Source organism: Zhouia amylolytica AD3 (genome assembly GCF_000511935.2).
Classification (GTDB): Bacteria; Bacteroidota; Bacteroidia; order Flavobacteriales; family Flavobacteriaceae; genus Zhouia; species Zhouia amylolytica.
Genome location: NZ_AYXY01000022.1, coordinates 227,344 through 244,509 on the forward strand (window position 1 = coordinate 227,344; position 17,166 = coordinate 244,509).

Sequence of the window (17,166 nt, forward strand, 5' to 3'; positions counted from 1 at the left end):
TTATTGATCATGATATCTTACATAGAAAATACCGTGCCAAAATTAAAATTGTTGCCCAATGATAAAGTGTGTCTCCCATCCGTTTGCGGTGTTTCCACCATATATCGGATCGAATCCATAAGCAAAATCAATTCCTAACAATCCAAAGGCAGGCATAAATATACGCACCCCGAGACCCGCCGATCTTTTAATATCAAAAGGACTATATTCATCGAATGAATCAAAGGCATTACCTGCCTCTAAAAATCCTAATGTATAAATTGAAGCGGTTTGTTTAAGTGTTATTGGATAACGTAATTCCATTGAAAACTTATTAAAAATGGTCGATCCATCTCTATTTGACAAGGAGTTATTAGGATACCCTCTCAGCTGTACATTCTCTCTTCCATCTAAAGCATAATTTCCTAAACCATCTCCCCCAACGAAAAATCGTTCAAATGGAACCACTCCTCTTTCCTGATTGTAAGCACCCAGGAAACCGAATTCGGCATTGGTTCTTAACACAAGTTGACCTACCAGTTGTTTATACCAGTCTCCTTGAAATTTCACCTTGTAGAACTCTAACCACTTTAACTTTTCTTGCCCTATTTTAGCTTCATCAGCTGCAGCATCATCTACACTAGCAACAGGATTTCCTTCTGCATCGATAAAATTACCATTAGCATCCTTCAATTTATAATCCGGATCGTTCTCAAGATTCGCATAATCAACTCCATTAAATAATGAATAAGGAGGTGAGAACTTGGCACTAATTACAAATTTAGACCCTCCCATTGGAAATATTGGGTTGGTAAATGTATTATCTCTTGAAAGTGCTACCGTATAAGCTAACTGTTGCGAAGTACCATTACTAAAAGGGAACAATCCTCCAACAGCATAATTTTGGATATCATAATGTTGATAAGACAATGCGTGAGATAACTGGAATGTATCATCTGGCCATTCAAGTCTTTTTGCCATACCTACATTGATACCGGTAATAACAAATCTTTGATCTTTATCTGCATCTCTATAATCAGCAGTTGGACGGAACTGTAAAGTTCGAGACAATGAAGTTGAAAACTGCACTGGCTTTTTCCCTCCTAACCATGGCTCGATGAAAGAGAAACTATAAGTTTGATAGAATTTACTTGCCTGAAGTCTTAGAGCTAAGGTCTGACCATCTCCCATAGGAACTGGCTTATAAGCATCCTTATTAAATAAGTTCTTAATTGAGAAGTTGTTAAATCGCAATCCTAAGGTTCCGATAAAACCACCTCCACCGTAACCACCTTGAAGCTCTATCTGACTTGAACCTGCCTCAACTACGCCGTATTGAATATCAACAGTACCTGCATCAGGATCAGGGTTTATAATGTTAGGAGATAACTGCTCTGCATCAAAATACCCAAGTGCACCTAGCTCTCGAATAGTTCTGAACACATTTTCTTTTCTATACAATTGGCCCGGTCTGGTACGTAAGTTACGATAGATAACATGATCATTCGTTCTTTCGTTTCCTGTTACGGTTACATTATTAAAGTAGGCAGGTTTTCCTTCAATAATTCTTATCTCAAAATCAATAGTATCATTTTGAGCCGAAACCTCTACAGGATTTATTCTTGAGAAAAGGTATCCGGTATTTTGATAATAATTCGTAATATCATTTCCGTCGGGTTTTGTTTCATCCGCTATTCTTTCACGTAACAAAACTCCGTTATATACATCACCTTTTTTAATACCTAAAACCCTTGATAAATCATTATCAGTATAGGCTGCATTCCCTACAAAGTCGATATCACCAAAGTAATAGCGATCACCTTCTTCCACTGAAATTTTAATATCAATGGTATGATCATCATTATAAACAACCGAGTCTTCCAGAACTCTCGCATCTCTATACCCTTTTTCCTTGTAAGCATCAATTAAGGTGCTTAAATCAGTATCGTAATCCTCAGGTATAAATTTCGACTTTTTCCAAAACCTTCCAAATTGCTTCTCTTTGGTATTTTTCATGGCTTTTTTAAGCTGATTGTCTTTCAGCTTTTCATTACCGAGAAACTCAATATTCTTCACCTTTACCTTTTCATCGGTATCGATATTAACAATCATTTTTACAGCATTTGCCTCCGAAGTGTCAGGAACTGTATTGATAAGGACCTTAGTATTCAAGTATCCTTGTTTCTTATATTTATTAAGAAGATAATTTTTAGTGTTGGCGATAAAGCTTTCCGTAACCTTTTTACCTTTTTTAAGCTCGGCCTCCTTTACAATATCGTCTGTTTTTTTCTTTTTTAAGCCTGTAATCTTAACATCCGATAAGGTAGGTAGCTCTTCTATCTGAAGTTCTAAAAAAACTTTCTCTCCCTCTACTCTTGTAATGAAAAAACTAATATCACTAAAGAGGTTCAGGTTCCATAGTTTGGTAATTACTTTACTAATTTCCTCACCAGGAACAGTAATTTCCTGCCCTATCTGCAATCCAGTAAAAGTCACGACGGTTTGCTCATTGTAACTTTTAACTCCAGTTACTTCCAAACCACCGAGAATATACTTTTTCCCTTTATCTAAACTTGTCTCTTGAGCGGTTGCGCTATTAAAAAATACTACTCCAAAAAGTAAAAGTACCCCTAAATACCTTTTGAACATACTAATATTAGTTGTTAAGTTGCTCACTAATTTTTCCAAATCTTCTCTCTCTATTTTGATAATTGATAATAGCTTCAAACAATTGTTGTTTATTAAAATCAGGCCACAGTGTATCTGTAAAATACAATTCTGCATAGGCGATTTGCCATAATAAAAAATTACTTATCCGCTGCTCTCCGCTAGTTCGAATAAGTAAATCAACATCTGGCAAATTATGCGTATAAAGATGATTATTTATAACGGATTCATCAATTTTTTCTAAAGAAATTATATTATTTTTAACTTTATCCGCAATACTTTTAACAGCCGTTTTAAGTTCTTCCCTAGACCCATAACTCAATGCTAAAGTAAGCTTTAAACCTGTATTATTCTTGGTTTTCTCTATAACCTCCAAGAGCTCCTTTTTGGTACTTGAAGGTAAGGCGTTAAGGTCGCCAATAGCATTTAACTGTATTTTATTTTTCTTAAGATTTTTGTACTCCTTTTTGAGAGCACTTACCAGTAATTTCATCAATGTCCGAACTTCAACCTTTGGTCGATTCCAGTTTTCTGTAGAAAATGCATATAGTGTAAGGCAGTCGACACCTAATTCGGCGCAACCTTCAACCACTTCCCTAACACTTTTTGTACCTCTTTCATGACCAAACACACGAAGCTTACCTCGTTGCTTAGCCCACCTACCATTACCATCCATGATAATGGCTATATGTTTTGGTATTGTATCTTTATTAATTTGCTCCTTTTCTAACATCCTTAATTCTCATCATCAATCTGGCGGACAATAGTAACATGGTCTTCTTCCAAAAGTATATGTTAAAGTCACTCCTGAAAAAACATACCAATCTTTACTATTAATATTCCCAAACTTTAAACCTAAATTATCGTCCAAACTCCCTGTTGGATTGCTCCCATCCAGATCATCGGTAAATGTATATCTAGCTCCAACCTCAGCGGCTAAAACTAAATGTTGATTTAATTTTGCTTTCACACCCAAAATCATTGGGATTGCAAATGTAATGTGATTTCCGTAATCTAGTGCCTCTCCATTCTGAAAATACAACAAATCATGTCCAAAGACAGAAACACCACTATACATATATGGTGTAAAGGGACGACTAAATTTATGAAGGTCGAACTCCCAAAAATTAAACTCCAAACCTAATGAGCCTTCCAGCAACTTACAATCAACATCATACCCACGCTGTTGCCTGGAACTCATATCAGATTTACTGTCATCTGCATGAAGCTTTGAATACATCAAACTTCCCCTGAAAGAATATCTCGTACTTACATTCCATTTGGCAACCAAGCCATAAGCCAGCTTATTCGGACGAATATAATTATCCGCCCCCACATCTCCGACAATATTGCTACCGCCTAAAAAGGGACCTATTTCATAGGTTTGCGAATATGATAATCCGCTCAATAATCCGACTAATATTATTAAAATGCTCTTTTTCATAAGTTTCAGAGGTTTGCAAATATAAAAATTATGATTTCTTTAAGGATGTTTCGCGTAATTAATGTCGTACTAAAAACAATTTTTCAGCATTTTTATTGTTTAATTACGTTTATCCTCACCCCATAAGAGCTTTTTTCGAAGTGTTTTCAAGAAACTCTCTTCCCTGAATTCTACCATTTTAATAGTAAAAGGAGCTTTCTTAATATATATCTCTGTTTCATTACTTAGTGTAGCAATCCTACTATCCAAAGACAATAGATAATCCATCGATCTTCCAAAAACAGTAAGTTTTATAACCGTTTTATCAGGTATAACCAATGGACGTGCATTTAAATTATGTGGCGCTATCGGTGTTATTACAAAAGCATTAGTATCAGGAGTTATTACCGGCCCTCCACAACTTAATGAATATCCGGTTGATCCGGTTGGAGTCGACACTATGAGACCATCTGCCCAATAAGAAGTTAAATATTCGTCATCTAACCAAGTTGAGACTGTAATCATAGAGGTTGTGTTCTTTCTACTTACAGCCATTTCATTCATAGCAAAATTAACCGTTCCAATATCTTTATTATAAGGATGGGTCTCAATCTGGAGCAGACTTCTTTCTTCCACATCGTAGCGGCCATCAACCAAAGCTTCTACGGCTTTTTTTATTTGATCTTTTTGAACGGTAGCCAAAAACCCTAATCTACCAACATTAATACCTATAATCGGAATATTAAGATCCCGAACATACAATATACTTCTCAGCATCGTCCCATCTCCACCAACACTAAAGAACAAATTAAAGGAATCATCCAGGTCTTCAAACTCGCTAAATGTTTCATATTGATTCTTCAGGGAGACATTATTCTTTATATCAGACAAGTAATTTTGTTCAAAGAATATTTTGACTTTGTTTTTTTCCAATTCGGTTAAAAGCTCAATCAGGTAAACTTCCAATCCATCCTGGTAATACTGACCATAAATTCCGACTTTCATCAGCTTGACGTTTATTTTTTTGACAAAAACATATTTGCACCATCCTTAACAAAGCTACAAAGATGGGCGTCATTTTTTGTGTTAGCGCTAAATATTAAGGAATTTTTTCAAATAATTGGAACGCTCCTTAAGGTCTTCGAGATAAATATCATCATCATTCCCTGAAACCACCTTATAATTATACCTCCTAAAAGTCTGCATAACAGTATTTAAACCAGTATTGCCAATTTTTAAAGTAATCTGGGTAATTTCATCACGAATTTCAGAGATAAACGCCCCTAATAACCTGCCATCATCACTTTCTACAATTTGAGCTATTTCACTAAAAGAATAATCCTGAGATCCTTTCTCTATTATTAAAATGCCTCCGGGTTCATTTAAAAAAGGCGTTTCTTTAAACACTCCAACAATATCAATCAGTTCATAATAACCAACATACATACTATTCTCATCTATAACAGGCATAAGGTTAGCATCGTTTTGAGCAAATGCTTCCAGCACATCTATCCAGTTAGTATCCTTTCGAACGAAAAATGTATCCAAGGCATACTGATAATCTTTCATTAGTTTCTCTTCATCACAACCTTTTACATCATCTGCAGAAATATTACCCAACAAGAACCCATTTTCCACCACAGGCATATGTGTGAAAGTGTGGCCTTCAAAAGTTTCACAAACCATATTAACGGTTAGATTTGGTGAAATCGGCACTAGGTCATTATTAATATACGAAAGGATATTCATCTCTATTTTTTTCTTAAAGCAAATTAATTAAAATTAAGCTAGGACAAAATTATTTACAAGACAAAAAAGTACAATTTCTTAACAGCCCATATATTACCTAATAAACTTTAACATCATTTTACTATTAGGTCGTTTAAAATATTCAATCATAACGCTAACCCTATTTTTTTAACTTTGTACTTTTGTTACCGCCAATAAAATAAACAAGAATTTAAATGACTAAGCTTAGCGTAAACGTTAATAAAATAGCCACTCTTAGGAACTCAAGAGGTGGAAATGTTCCGAACCTGGTAAAAACTGTAATAGACATTGAAGGTTTTGGTGCCGAAGGCATTACAATCCACCCAAGACCTGATGAACGCCATATCAGATATCAGGATGCCCGCGATTTAAAACAGGTTGTTTCTACTGAATACAACATAGAAGGAAATCCTATCAAAAAGTTCATAGATTTAGTTCTGGAAGTAAAACCTACTCAGGTAACGCTGGTACCGGATGCAATTGACGCTATTACATCAAATGCAGGATGGGACACTATCAAACACAAAGACTTTCTTATTGAAGTAATTTCCGAATTTAAAAGAAATAACATTCGAACCTCCATTTTTGTTGACCCGGTCAGTAAAATTGTAGAAGCAGCAGCTAACACAGGTACAGACAGAATAGAACTTTACACAGAGGATTATGCCAAAAAGTATGAAGAAGGAAATCAATCTGGAATCCAATCTTATATAGAAGCTGCTAAAATTGCTGAAAAAGTCGGCTTGGGAATAAATGCAGGACATGACTTAAATCTGGACAATGTTCAATTTTTCAAAGAAAACATCCCTAACCTTTTGGAAGTATCCATTGGACACGCACTCATATCAGAATCCCTGTATTTAGGACTTGAAAATTTAATTCAGCTTTATCTAAGCAAATTAAAATGAGAGAAATACTACATTCTAAAATAATAGGAGAAGGCTCCCCACTGTTAATACTTCATGGCTTTTTAGGAATGAGTGATAACTGGAAAACATTGGGTAATGAATTCTCAAAAAAAGGATATGAAGTTCACCTAATTGATCAGCGAAATCATGGACGAAGTTTTCACTCAGATCATTTCAGTTATGAATTAATGGCCGAAGACCTTTTAAACTACATGAATCACCATGGTTTACAACAGGTCAACTTGCTAGGCCATTCTATGGGAGGAAAAACGGCCATGCTTTTTGCAACCCTGCACCCTCAGAAGGTCGAAAAATTAATTATTGCTGATATAGCACCTAAATATTACCCCCCTCATCATCAAGACATCCTAGATGGTTTAAACGCCTTGAATTTCAACACAATTAACTCAAGAACAGAGGCTGACAAAGAACTATCAAGCTATATTTCTATAAAATCTGTTAGGCAATTTTTATTAAAAAACTTATATTGGCAAGAAAAAGAAAGCTTAGGTTTTAGATTTAACCTGAAAGCATTGACAAAAAATGTAAACCAAATCGGAGCAGCGCTTCCTAAAGAAGCAAAGTATAATGGATATACACTATTCCTAAGAGGCAGTAATTCCGATTATATTCAACCAATTGATGACCTTGTCATCAAGAACCATTTTCCATTAGCAACCACCACCACAATTACCAATGCAGGGCATTGGTTACATGCAGAAAACCCTAAAATGTTCCTTGACACCGTTTTGGAGTTTCTGAATGACTAGCTAATTTTTATCAATTTTAAACCTTAAATTAAATGAAGAGAATTATTCTTTTTACCTTTTTGCTGTGCGCTAATTACATGGTATTTGCTGGCGGTTATCGAGTTGCCTTGCAAGGTAACAAACAATTGGCCATGGGACACACAGGCGTTGCCGTATTAAACAGTGCTGAAACTGTATTCTTCAATCCTGCGGGAATGGCCTTTTTAAATAATCGATTTAGCGCGAGCGTAGGTGCTAATTTCATATTTTCAAATATCAGCTTCCAAAACACTGAATTTGGCTGGAGTTCTGAGGCAGACAACCCAGTTAGCACCCCCTTCAACGCATATGTTGCCTATCAGGTCAATGACTGGCTAAGTGTTGGTTTGGGTGCCTACACCCCTTATGGAAGTAGCGTAGAATACCCAGAAAACTGGGAAGGCTCACACCTTATTCAAAAAATAGAACTTGCATCTATATTCATCCAACCAACGGTAGCTATTAAATTACATGATAAAATGAGTATTGGTGGCGGACCAATATTTGTAACAGGAAATGTCAATTTTAATCGAAATCTAGACAGATCACTGACAGATTTAGAAGGAAACAGATCTAATGTCACTATCGATAAAAGTGGCATCAATGCATGGGGATACTCACTTGGAATGCTCTTTAGACCCACTGAAAAATGGAACATAGGTGTTAATTACCGTTCAGAAATTGAAATGGACGCCGAAAATGGATCTGCAGACTTTCAAAATGTGCCTAGCGGGCTGCAGGGGCAATTCGCTGACGGAACCTTCAACGCCTCATTGCCACTTCCTGCAGAATTAACCGTAGGAACCTCCTATCAAATAAATGATAAGTGGCTGGTTGCTTTCGACTTCAACAGAGTGTACTGGGACTCATATGACAGCCTCAACCTTTCATTTAGCAACGGCCTTCAGTCTACCAACCCAAGAAACTACAAGAACTCATCAACCTATCGTTTTGGGGTTCAATATGTTGCTAACGATCAGTTCACACTAAGGGGTGGTTATTATTTTGATGAATCACCGGTACAAGAGGGATATTTCGCTCCAGAGACTCCTCGTAATGACTCTGACAATTTCACCGGAGGATTAACTTTTAACGTAAACAGTCGATTTGCAATTGACGCTTCATTTTTATACATACATTTTGAAGAAGTTGACGCAAGTTATGACTATCATCCAGAGAGTAATGGTCAAACATCATCTTTTGGTGGCACCTATAAAAACAATGCTTTTATTCCCGGACTAAGCGTTTCTTACAAATTTTAATCCTTATTAGTAAAAGAACAGATCATGAAAAGAACATTATATATTTTATCAAGCACGGTATTGTTTTTCGCTTGTGAACCGGAATTTAAAAATCCCGTGGATGAACCTGGCACATATACCAGTGGAGATGCTGACTTCTCTAACTATGTTGCCGTTGGAAATTCACTTACAGCAGGTTATTCGGACGGAACCGTTTACTTACAGGCTCAGAAAAACTCATATCCAAGCATCATGGCCAAACAATTTTCACTGGCAGGAGGCGGCAACTTTAATCAACCTTTAGTAAACGATAATATTGGTGGCCTTACTTTATCCGGACAAGTTGTTTCAAACACCAGAATGGTATTGGATTATAGTAACCCTGCGAGCCCTACACCTGTGAATCTAAATGAAACACCGACTACAAATGTTTCTGATATTTTAGAAGGTCCATTTAACAACATGGGAGTACCTGGTGCTAAAATCTACCACCTTGTAGCAAATGGATATGGAAACATTGCTAATTTCCCAGCTGCAGCTAACCCGTACTTTATAAGAATGGCATCTAATTCGGATGCTTCTGTACTTGAAGACGCTTTAGAACAAGAACCGTCATTTTTCTCATTATGGATTGGAAATAATGACATTTTAGGCTATGCCACTTCGGGCGGAACCGGAACCAATCAAACGGGTAATTTAGATCCTCAAACCTACGGCAGTAGCGATATAACAGATCCTACACTTTTTGCCGGCATATATAACAGCTTACTAGAAGGGCTCACAGCGAACGGTGCTAAAGGAGCTGTAGCAAACTTACCGGACATAACGGCAATTCCTTTTTTCACCACGGTTCCTTATAATGCCATTCCAATGGATGCTGCTACTGCTCAACAAGTCAACCAGGCCTATGCGCAATATAACGGCGGACTTCAACTAGCGTATGCGGGTGGATTCATATCAGCAGAGGAACTACAAAAAAGAACCATTCAATTTAGTGCCGGACAAAATGCTGTCGTTATTTTAGATGAAACTTTAACCGATCTTTCGGCGTTAAATCCTGAATTTAGAAATTTAAGACAAGCTACAGAAGAAGATTTAATCTTATTAACTACCAGCTCAGTGCTTGGTACTTTAGCGGATCCTAACAACCCTTCTTCCGTAATAGGAGTTGGTGTTCCACTGAACGATTCACAAGTACTGATCGATGCGGAAGTAGAGGAAGTTGTAAATGCTCAGATTGCATATAATACTACCATTGCAGGCTTAGCTGATCAATACAATCTGGCGTATATCGACACCAAATCAAAACTTAATCAACTTTCTAATGAGGGCATCGACTTTAACGGAGGCATTGTGACAAATGTATACGCGAGTGGTGGAGGATTTTCTTTAGACGGAGTTCACCCAACATCTCGTGGTTATGCTATTTTAGCGAACACATTTATTGAAGCAATAAATGCGAAGTTCAATGCTAACATTCCAGTAGTTGAGCCCGGCAATTACCCTACGGTATTTATTAAGTAGAGATATTATCACCCACAGATTTAACAAGCGCTTTCTTATAACGAAAGCGCTTTTTTTATATCTTTAATCAACATCTAACTTAAAATCATCATATTATGAAGTTCATTCTACGTGTTTTACTTACCGCACTCGCAGTAATCATTTTAGCAAAAATACTTGGTGGTGTTTCTGTTGAAAGTTATACTACAGCCATAATTGTTGCAATTGTTCTGGGGTTATTGAACTATATTGTCAAACCCATACTAATAATTCTAACGCTACCCGTAACCATACTGACCCTTGGATTGTTTCTCTTGATCATTAATGCTATAATAATTTTATTAGCTGACAGCCTTGTAGGTGGTTTTACTGTGACCAACATGTGGTGGGCTCTATTATTTAGTCTATTACTTTCATTTTTACAATCGATCTTATTTTCAATTTTAAAAGAAGATAAATAAATTAACATATCATTTGAAATTCAGCGAGTTAAAAAGTTGCTCAACTTTTTAAAATGTTATACTTTTGCACACCGTTTTAAGCGACTAAATTATTTTTAAAAAATGAACATTACTAGAGAGCACATTGATGAGCTGAATGCGATTGTAAAAGTTGACATTGCAAAGGAAGATTACAGCGATAAAGTTGAAAACATATTAAAAGACTACAGAAAGAATGCTAACATTCCTGGTTTCAGAAAAGGACATGTACCAATGGGAATGGTTAAAAAGCAATATGGTAAAGCTGTTTTAGTAGACGAGGTAAACAAGCTCTTGCAAGAAGCTTTAAACAAATACCTTACAGAGGAAAAACTTGATGTTTTAGGGAATCCACTTCCGAAAGCACAAGACGATCTTAACTGGGACGCAGAAAACTTTTCATTTGAATTCGAACTAGGACTTGTACCATCGTTTGATATTGACTTAAAAAGCAAAAAGGCAATCACTCATTACAACATAATTGCTGATGATGAAATGATTGACGAACAAGTTGAGCGCATTCAAAAGCAATACGGTAAATTAGTTGCTAAGGACACTGTAGAAGAAGGTGATGAAATCACAGGTGCTTTCACAAATGAAGAGAAAAACATTGAAAATAAAGCGACACTTCCTTTAGAGAAAGTTAAAAGTAAAAAAGCCGTTAAGGCATTAACCGGAGCTAAGGTTGGTGACATTGTTGAATTAAGCACTAAGGGGCTTTTTGAAGATGATCACGATCTTATTCAATACTTAAAAGTTGAACATGATGATGCTCATGGTCTTGACATTACAGTTAATTTTACAATAGAAGAAGTTAACAAAAGAGAACCTGCTGAATTAGACCAGGAGCTTTTTGATAAGTTATTCGGAAAAGACAATGTTACATCTGTTGAAGAATTAAAAACTAAAATAAAGGAAGATTCTGAAAAACAATTTGTTCAGCAAGCTGACCAAAAATTATTGAATGATGTAACTGAGTATCTTGTAGAAAATACCGAATTTGCCCTGCCGGCTGAATTCTTGAAAAAATGGATCAAGGAAACAGGTGAGCAACCACTTACTGAAGAGCAGGCCAGCGAAGAATACGAAAAATCAGAAAAAGGTTTAAGATATCAGTTGATCGAAGGAAAAATCATATCTGACAATGACCTTCAGGTTACATTTGATGAATTGAAAGACTTTGCAAAAGGATATATCAAAACTCAAATGGCTCAATTTGGTCAAACTGACCCTGAAGATGAGGCTGTAGAGAATATCGCGCAGCGTGTACTTTCAAATCAGGAGGAGGTAAAAAGGCTTTCTGAGCAGCTTATGAGTCAAAAATTGATAACTTTTTATAAGGAAAATGCCAATCTAAAGACAAAAGAACTATCTTATAATGATTTTGTTAAAGAAGTTTACGGTTAATAGATTATAAAAATAATTATCTTTAAGGCGTTAAACTTTGCATTAACGCCTTTTTTATAAAATATAATCATATATGGATTACGGTAAAGAATTTAAAAAATATGCTACAAAGCACCACGGTGTCAACAGCATGTATTACGATAAATTAGTAAGTGCTATTACTCCAGTTGGCATGACACCCTACATCATTGAAGAACGTCAACTTAACGTTGCTCAAATGGACGTTTTTTCAAGACTAATGATGGATAGAATCATTTTTATGGGAACAGGTATTGACGATAATATTGCCAATATCATCCAGGCACAATTATTATTTTTAGAAAGTGCCGATTCCTCTAAGGATATTCAAATTTACATTAATTCACCCGGCGGGAGTGTATATGCCGGTTTAGGAATTTATGACACTATGCAGTTTATCAAGCCGGATGTAGCAACCATATGTACTGGTATTGCAGCTTCAATGGCGGCCGTATTACTATGCGCCGGACAAGAAGGAAAAAGATCTGCACTTCCTCACTCCAGAGTCATGATTCACCAACCATTGGGAGGTGCACAAGGACAAGCCAGTGATATTGAAATTACTGCTAGAGAAATTCTTAAACTAAAAGAAGAGTTATACAACATTATAGCAAAGCATTCGAATCAGTCTTACGAAAAAGTCTATGACGATAGTGATCGTGATTACTGGATGAAAGCTAATGAAGCAAAAGAATATGGAATGATTGATGAAGTACTCACTCGAGGGTAATTCATTATAAATGTAAAAATGATGGCGAAAGAAGAATTAGAATGTTCCTTCTGCGGACGTAAAAAACCTGAAACGAATTTACTGATAGCTGGTTTAGACGCTCATATCTGTGACAGATGTATTGAGCAGGCGTATAGTATTGTTATGGAAGAGACCAAGCAAAACAAAGCGTCTGAACTTTCATCAGAATTGGTTCTTAAGAAACCTATAGAGATTAAAGAATTCCTCGATCAATTTGTAATTGGTCAGGAAGTGACTAAAAAAGTACTATCAGTAGCGGTTTATAACCATTATAAAAGGTTATTACAGCCAGATTCCAAAGATGATATTGAAATCCAAAAAAGTAATATCATTATGGTTGGTCAGACTGGTACAGGTAAAACATTGATGGCTCGGACTATTGCCAAAATGCTTAATGTACCACTTGCTATTGTCGATGCTACTGTTTTAACAGAAGCTGGTTATGTAGGTGAAGATGTTGAAAGTATACTTACTCGCTTGCTACAAGCTGCTGACTATAATCTTGAAAAAGCTGAACGCGGAATTGTATTTATAGATGAGATAGATAAGATCGCAAGAAAAAGTGACAATCCATCTATTACCAGAGATGTATCTGGTGAGGGCGTTCAACAGGCACTTTTAAAACTTTTAGAGGGAACCACTGTGAATGTTCCACCAAAAGGTGGAAGAAAACATCCAGATCAAAAGTTTATTGAAGTAAACACTGAAAACATATTATTTATTGCTGGTGGTGCTTTCGATGGAATCGAACGAGTAATATCGAAGCGTCTTAACATGCAAGCCGTTGGATACAGTGCTTCTAAAAGCGAGGATGTTATCGACAATAAAAACCTTTTACAATACATTATCCCAAAAGACTTAAAAGAGTTTGGGTTAATTCCGGAAATTATTGGTCGTCTTCCTGTTCTTACACACATGAACCCTTTAGAAAAAGATGTATTAAGAGCTATTCTTACAGAACCAAAAAATGCAATTATAAAACAATATGCTAAGTTGTTCCAGATGGATGAAATTGAATTCACTATTGGAGATGATGCCTTAGAATATATTGTTGAAAAAGCTATGGAATATAAGCTAGGTGCCAGAGGGTTAAGATCTTTATGCGAAACCATTTTAACAGATGCCATGTTTGAATTACCTACAGGTAAAGAAAAATCATTGCATGTAGATAAAACCTATGCTGAAGAGAAACTTACCAAATCAACCATCAATAAGTTGAAAGCAGTTTCTTAAAACAAAATACGTTATCAGAAAAGCCACAATGTAATGTTGTGGCTTTTTTATTGACATACACTAAATTTATTTATATTCGGGTCTCAATTATACACACTATAACCTTATGGAAGAAACTCACACTGCCCTTATCACGAACGACGCCGTTGTTTTAGGTCTTTTAGCTGTAATACTTGGAATAATATTTAGCACCTCCTCTAGCAACAACCCATACTTTAAGAAATTTTACAAAGTTATTCCTTCAGTGCTCCTTTGTTACTTTATTCCTGCTCTTTTCAATACTTTCAACATCATTGACGGAGAGGAGTCTCAACTCTATTTTGTGGCGTCCAGATACCTACTCCCTGCTAGTTTGGTTTTACTCACCATTAGCATTAATTTCAAGGAATTAAAAAAACTGGGTAGCAAAGCTATTATTATGTTCCTTACCGGAACATTAGGGATTATTATTGGTGCCCCGGTGGCCTTATATCTAGTGGGTTCAATTTTCCCGGACGTTTTAAACCCTGGAGGGGAAGAAGTTTGGCGTGGTCTTACTACCATTGCCGGTAGTTGGATTGGTGGTGGAGCGAACCAAACTGCTATGTTTGAACTTTTTGAAGCAAGCAACGACCTGTTTGCACAAATGATTGCCGTAGATGTGCTTGTAGCGAATCTTTGGATGGGATTTTTACTTTATTGGTCTCAACGCCCACAAGTAATCGATAAATGGCTAAAAGCAGACAGTAAGCCCATTTACGAGTTACAACAAAGACTCGAGGACCAACAGGCTGGTAAATGGCTACCAGTAAATGCAAATCGCATTATGATCTTAGTGGCTGTTGGATTTGGTATTACGGGGCTTGCACATTTATTTGCAGATATTCTGGCACCGTTTTTTCAAGAAAATTACCCGCAACTCAACAAATACTCCCTTAACAAACCATTCTTTTGGATCATTGTAATTGCTACTACCCTGGGCCTAGGCTTATCTTTTACGAAGGCCAGAGAAGTGGAATCATTTGGGGCTTCAAAAATGGGATCAGTGTTCTTATATATACTAGTAGCTACTATTGGTATGCATATGGACCTGGGTGCCGTACTAGACAATCCAAAGTTCTTTTTAATTGGCTTAGTATGGATTTCAATTCACATACTTATCATGCTCATTGTTGCCAAGCTTATTAAAGCTCCATTTTTCTTTGTAGCAGTTGGAAGCCAAGCAAATATAGGTGGTGCAGCATCCGCACCTATTGTAGCTGCTTCGTTCAGTCCATACCTGGCTCCTGTAGGCGTTTTACTGGCGGTTTTAGGATATGCAGTTGGAACCTACGGCGCCTATATGTGCGGAATAATTTTATCAAGCGTATTTGGATTACTTTAAGCATTCATTGCTAATAATTCTTCTAAATAATCACGGGCATTCGACAAGCGTGGAATCTTATGTTGGCCTCCTAATTTGTCGTTTGCCTTTAGCCAATCGTAAAACAAGTTCTTTCGTGCCACATTAAGCTTAGGCATTCTTAGGGTCATGTTCATATACCGTTTGGCTTCATAATCGGAATTTAAGGATTGGAGCGCAGCATCTAAAGCATTATTGAAGGTTTCTACCGAACTTGGTTCTTTTCTGAACTCAATAAGCCATTCATGGGCTCCCTTATCCTTCCCACTCATATAAATTGGTGCTACGGTATAGTCGATGATTTCCGCTTCCGTTTCTTTACACGCTTTCTTCAATGCTTGCTCTGCATTTTCAATGATCAATTCCTCCCCAAAAACATTTATATGATGCTTAGTCCTTCCGGTAACCCTAACCCGGTATGGGCTTGTAGAAGTAAATCTAACGGTATCACCTATTAAATATCGCCACAATCCAGCATTGGTCGTAATAACCATTGCATAATTCTTCCCTAATTCAACTTCCCAAAGCGGAATCACCTTTTGATTTGGAGTATTATATGTATCCATAGAAATAAATTCATAAAAGATTCCATAGTCTAACATCAACAAAAGTTCGTCTGAATTATTCTGATCCTGAATGGCAAAGAACCCTTCTGATGCGTTGTAGATTTCATAGTATTGAAATGAATCTCTCGGTAACAACTTTTCATATTGTTCCCTATACGGGTTAAAACTCACCCCACCATGAAAATAGACTTCCAAATTATCCCACACCTGAAAAAGATTCTCTTTACCGGTAGTTTCTAAGACTTTATTAAGCAAGACCAACATCCAGGAAGGGACCCCTGCAAAACTAGTAACATCTTCCTTTACCGTTTCGCGGACTATGGCCTCAAGTTTAGTTTCCCATTCACTCATCAAAGAGACCTTATTACTTGGTGTACTTCCCATTTCTGCCCAAAATGGAAGATTATCAATAATGATTGCCGAAAGGTCTCCAAAGAAAGTATTATTAAGTTCGTACAACTCTTTACTCCCTCCAAGTCTTAGGCTTTTACCGTCGAACAACCTGCTGTTTTCATTATTGTGAAAGTAAATGGAAAGCATATCTTTCCCTGCTTTAAAGTGACAATCTTCCAAAGCCTCATTACTTACTGGTATAAACTTACTTTTGGCATTCGTTGTACCACTACTCTTTGCAAACCATTTAATCGGTGTAGGCCAGAAAATATTTTGTTCGCCTTTTCTTGCTCGTTCAATCATAGGCTCCACATCCTCGTACCTGCTTATGGGTACATTGTTTGCGAAAGCCTCATATTTGTTAAGTGATTCAAAGCCATATTTTTTTCCAAGCTCCGTGTCTTTTGAAAGAATGACTAACTGGTTTAATAATTCAATCTGAACTTCCTCAGGATACTTAATAAAAAGTTCCATTTGATAGAATCGTTTTTTCAACAACCAGGAAGCAACTGAATGAAATAGCGGTATTGGCATTTTTTTGATTTAATTTATTCTCTTTACCCTAAAAATAATGATGCGATAGGACAATCCTCTGTCCTCATTTCAGGAAAGCACATTAATATTATATATTCAGGTTTTACAATATTTCCTTTGACATA

15 protein-coding genes are annotated in these 17,166 nt (G+C 36.5%); 9 read left to right on the forward strand and 6 right to left on the reverse strand.

Going from position 1 to position 17,166, the window contains the following annotated elements; all coding sequences use genetic code 11:
• Window positions 1-42: 42 nt before the first annotated feature.
• From P278_RS10775 to P278_RS10795, 5 genes are all read right to left on the reverse strand, one after another.
• A complete protein-coding gene (locus P278_RS10775; RefSeq protein ID WP_082436138.1) occupies window positions 43-2,628 on the reverse strand; it encodes a BamA/OMP85 family outer membrane protein in 2,586 nt (861 codons plus the stop codon).
• Window positions 2,629-2,635: 7 nt separating this feature from the next.
• Complete coding sequence (locus P278_RS10780; RefSeq protein ID WP_038266473.1) at window positions 2,636-3,379, reverse strand: isoprenyl transferase; 744 nt, start codon at window positions 3,377-3,379, stop codon at window positions 2,636-2,638.
• 15 nt (window positions 3,380-3,394) lie between these two features.
• Window positions 3,395-4,090 (reverse strand): type IX secretion system protein PorG, encoded by a 696-nt coding sequence (gene porG, locus P278_RS10785; RefSeq protein ID WP_038266476.1) that lies wholly within the window; start codon window positions 4,088-4,090, stop codon window positions 3,395-3,397.
• Between the two features lie 99 nt (window positions 4,091-4,189).
• Complete coding sequence (locus P278_RS10790; RefSeq protein ID WP_038266479.1) at window positions 4,190-5,074, reverse strand: NAD kinase; 885 nt, start codon at window positions 5,072-5,074, stop codon at window positions 4,190-4,192.
• An 87-nt stretch (window positions 5,075-5,161) separates the two neighbouring features.
• Window positions 5,162-5,818 carry a CBS domain-containing protein gene (locus P278_RS10795; RefSeq protein ID WP_038266481.1) on the reverse strand — a complete coding sequence of 219 codons (657 nt, stop codon included), beginning with the start codon at window positions 5,816-5,818 and terminating at the stop codon, window positions 5,162-5,164.
• A 215-nt stretch (window positions 5,819-6,033) separates the two neighbouring features.
• Here P278_RS10795 and P278_RS10800 point away from each other — a divergent pair, with 215 nt between their 5' ends.
• The 9 genes from P278_RS10800 to P278_RS10840 all read left to right on the forward strand — a co-directional run bounded on the left by P278_RS10800 (window position 6,034) and on the right by P278_RS10840 (window position 15,530).
• Window positions 6,034-6,747 (forward strand): pyridoxine 5'-phosphate synthase, encoded by a 714-nt coding sequence (locus P278_RS10800; RefSeq protein ID WP_038266483.1) that lies wholly within the window; start codon window positions 6,034-6,036, stop codon window positions 6,745-6,747.
• Window positions 6,744-7,517, forward strand: coding sequence for an alpha/beta fold hydrolase (locus P278_RS10805; RefSeq protein WP_394331294.1), 774 nt, complete (start codon window positions 6,744-6,746; stop codon window positions 7,515-7,517). The genes P278_RS10800 and P278_RS10805 overlap by 4 nt, the downstream gene beginning before the upstream one ends.
• 32 nt (window positions 7,518-7,549) lie before the next feature.
• Window positions 7,550-8,797, forward strand: a complete 1,248-nt coding sequence (locus tag P278_RS10810) for an OmpP1/FadL family transporter (RefSeq protein ID WP_038266486.1) — start codon at window positions 7,550-7,552, stop codon at window positions 8,795-8,797.
• A 24-nt stretch (window positions 8,798-8,821) separates the two neighbouring features.
• On the forward strand, window positions 8,822-10,300 hold the full coding sequence (locus P278_RS10815) for an SGNH/GDSL hydrolase family protein (RefSeq protein ID WP_038266489.1): 1,479 nt from the start codon (window positions 8,822-8,824) through the stop codon (window positions 10,298-10,300).
• Between the two features lie 95 nt (window positions 10,301-10,395).
• Window positions 10,396-10,740, forward strand: coding sequence for a phage holin family protein (locus P278_RS10820; RefSeq protein ID WP_038266491.1), 345 nt, complete (start codon window positions 10,396-10,398; stop codon window positions 10,738-10,740).
• A gap of 102 nt (window positions 10,741-10,842) precedes the next feature.
• Window positions 10,843-12,165, forward strand: coding sequence for a trigger factor (gene tig, locus P278_RS10825; protein ID WP_038266493.1), 1,323 nt, complete (start codon window positions 10,843-10,845; stop codon window positions 12,163-12,165).
• A 73-nt stretch (window positions 12,166-12,238) separates the two neighbouring features.
• Window positions 12,239-12,913 (forward strand): ATP-dependent Clp endopeptidase proteolytic subunit ClpP, encoded by a 675-nt coding sequence (gene clpP, locus P278_RS10830; RefSeq protein WP_038266496.1) that lies wholly within the window; start codon window positions 12,239-12,241, stop codon window positions 12,911-12,913.
• A 21-nt stretch (window positions 12,914-12,934) separates the two neighbouring features.
• A complete protein-coding gene (gene clpX, locus P278_RS10835; protein ID WP_038266586.1) occupies window positions 12,935-14,167 on the forward strand; it encodes an ATP-dependent Clp protease ATP-binding subunit ClpX in 1,233 nt (410 codons plus the stop codon).
• 106 nt (window positions 14,168-14,273) lie between these two features.
• Window positions 14,274-15,530 (forward strand): DUF819 family protein, encoded by a 1,257-nt coding sequence (locus P278_RS10840; protein WP_038266498.1) that lies wholly within the window; start codon window positions 14,274-14,276, stop codon window positions 15,528-15,530.
• On the opposite strand, the gene P278_RS10845 is transcribed toward P278_RS10840, so the two are convergent.
• Window positions 15,527-17,041, reverse strand: coding sequence for a GH3 auxin-responsive promoter family protein (locus P278_RS10845; RefSeq protein ID WP_038266500.1), 1,515 nt, complete (start codon window positions 17,039-17,041; stop codon window positions 15,527-15,529). The two genes, P278_RS10840 and P278_RS10845, sit on opposite strands and share 4 nt — an antisense overlap.
• Window positions 17,042-17,166 lie beyond the last annotated feature (125 nt).

Excerpts from the sequence above, each read along its gene's own strand:
- P278_RS10775 (WP_082436138.1), bottom strand. The coding sequence starts at position 2,628 with ATGTTCAAAAGGTATTTAGGGGTACTTTTACTTTTTGGAGTAGTATTT.
- P278_RS10780 (WP_038266473.1), bottom strand. The coding sequence starts at position 3,379 with ATGTTAGAAAAGGAGCAAATTAATAAAGATACAATACCAAAACATATA.
- porG (WP_038266476.1), bottom strand. The coding sequence starts at position 4,090 with ATGAAAAAGAGCATTTTAATAATATTAGTCGGATTATTGAGCGGATTA.
- P278_RS10790 (WP_038266479.1), bottom strand. The coding sequence starts at position 5,074 with ATGAAAGTCGGAATTTATGGTCAGTATTACCAGGATGGATTGGAAGTT.
- P278_RS10795 (WP_038266481.1), bottom strand. The coding sequence starts at position 5,818 with ATGAATATCCTTTCGTATATTAATAATGACCTAGTGCCGATTTCACCA.
- P278_RS10800 (WP_038266483.1), top strand. The coding sequence starts at position 6,034 with ATGACTAAGCTTAGCGTAAACGTTAATAAAATAGCCACTCTTAGGAAC.
- P278_RS10805 (WP_394331294.1), top strand. The coding sequence starts at position 6,744 with ATGAGAGAAATACTACATTCTAAAATAATAGGAGAAGGCTCCCCACTG.
- P278_RS10810 (WP_038266486.1), top strand. The coding sequence starts at position 7,550 with ATGAAGAGAATTATTCTTTTTACCTTTTTGCTGTGCGCTAATTACATG.
- P278_RS10815 (WP_038266489.1), top strand. The coding sequence starts at position 8,822 with ATGAAAAGAACATTATATATTTTATCAAGCACGGTATTGTTTTTCGCT.
- P278_RS10820 (WP_038266491.1), top strand. The coding sequence starts at position 10,396 with ATGAAGTTCATTCTACGTGTTTTACTTACCGCACTCGCAGTAATCATT.
- tig (WP_038266493.1), top strand. The coding sequence starts at position 10,843 with ATGAACATTACTAGAGAGCACATTGATGAGCTGAATGCGATTGTAAAA.
- clpP (WP_038266496.1), top strand. The coding sequence starts at position 12,239 with ATGGATTACGGTAAAGAATTTAAAAAATATGCTACAAAGCACCACGGT.
- clpX (WP_038266586.1), top strand. The coding sequence starts at position 12,935 with ATGGCGAAAGAAGAATTAGAATGTTCCTTCTGCGGACGTAAAAAACCT.
- P278_RS10840 (WP_038266498.1), top strand. The coding sequence starts at position 14,274 with ATGGAAGAAACTCACACTGCCCTTATCACGAACGACGCCGTTGTTTTA.
- P278_RS10845 (WP_038266500.1), bottom strand. The coding sequence starts at position 17,041 with ATGCCAATACCGCTATTTCATTCAGTTGCTTCCTGGTTGTTGAAAAAA.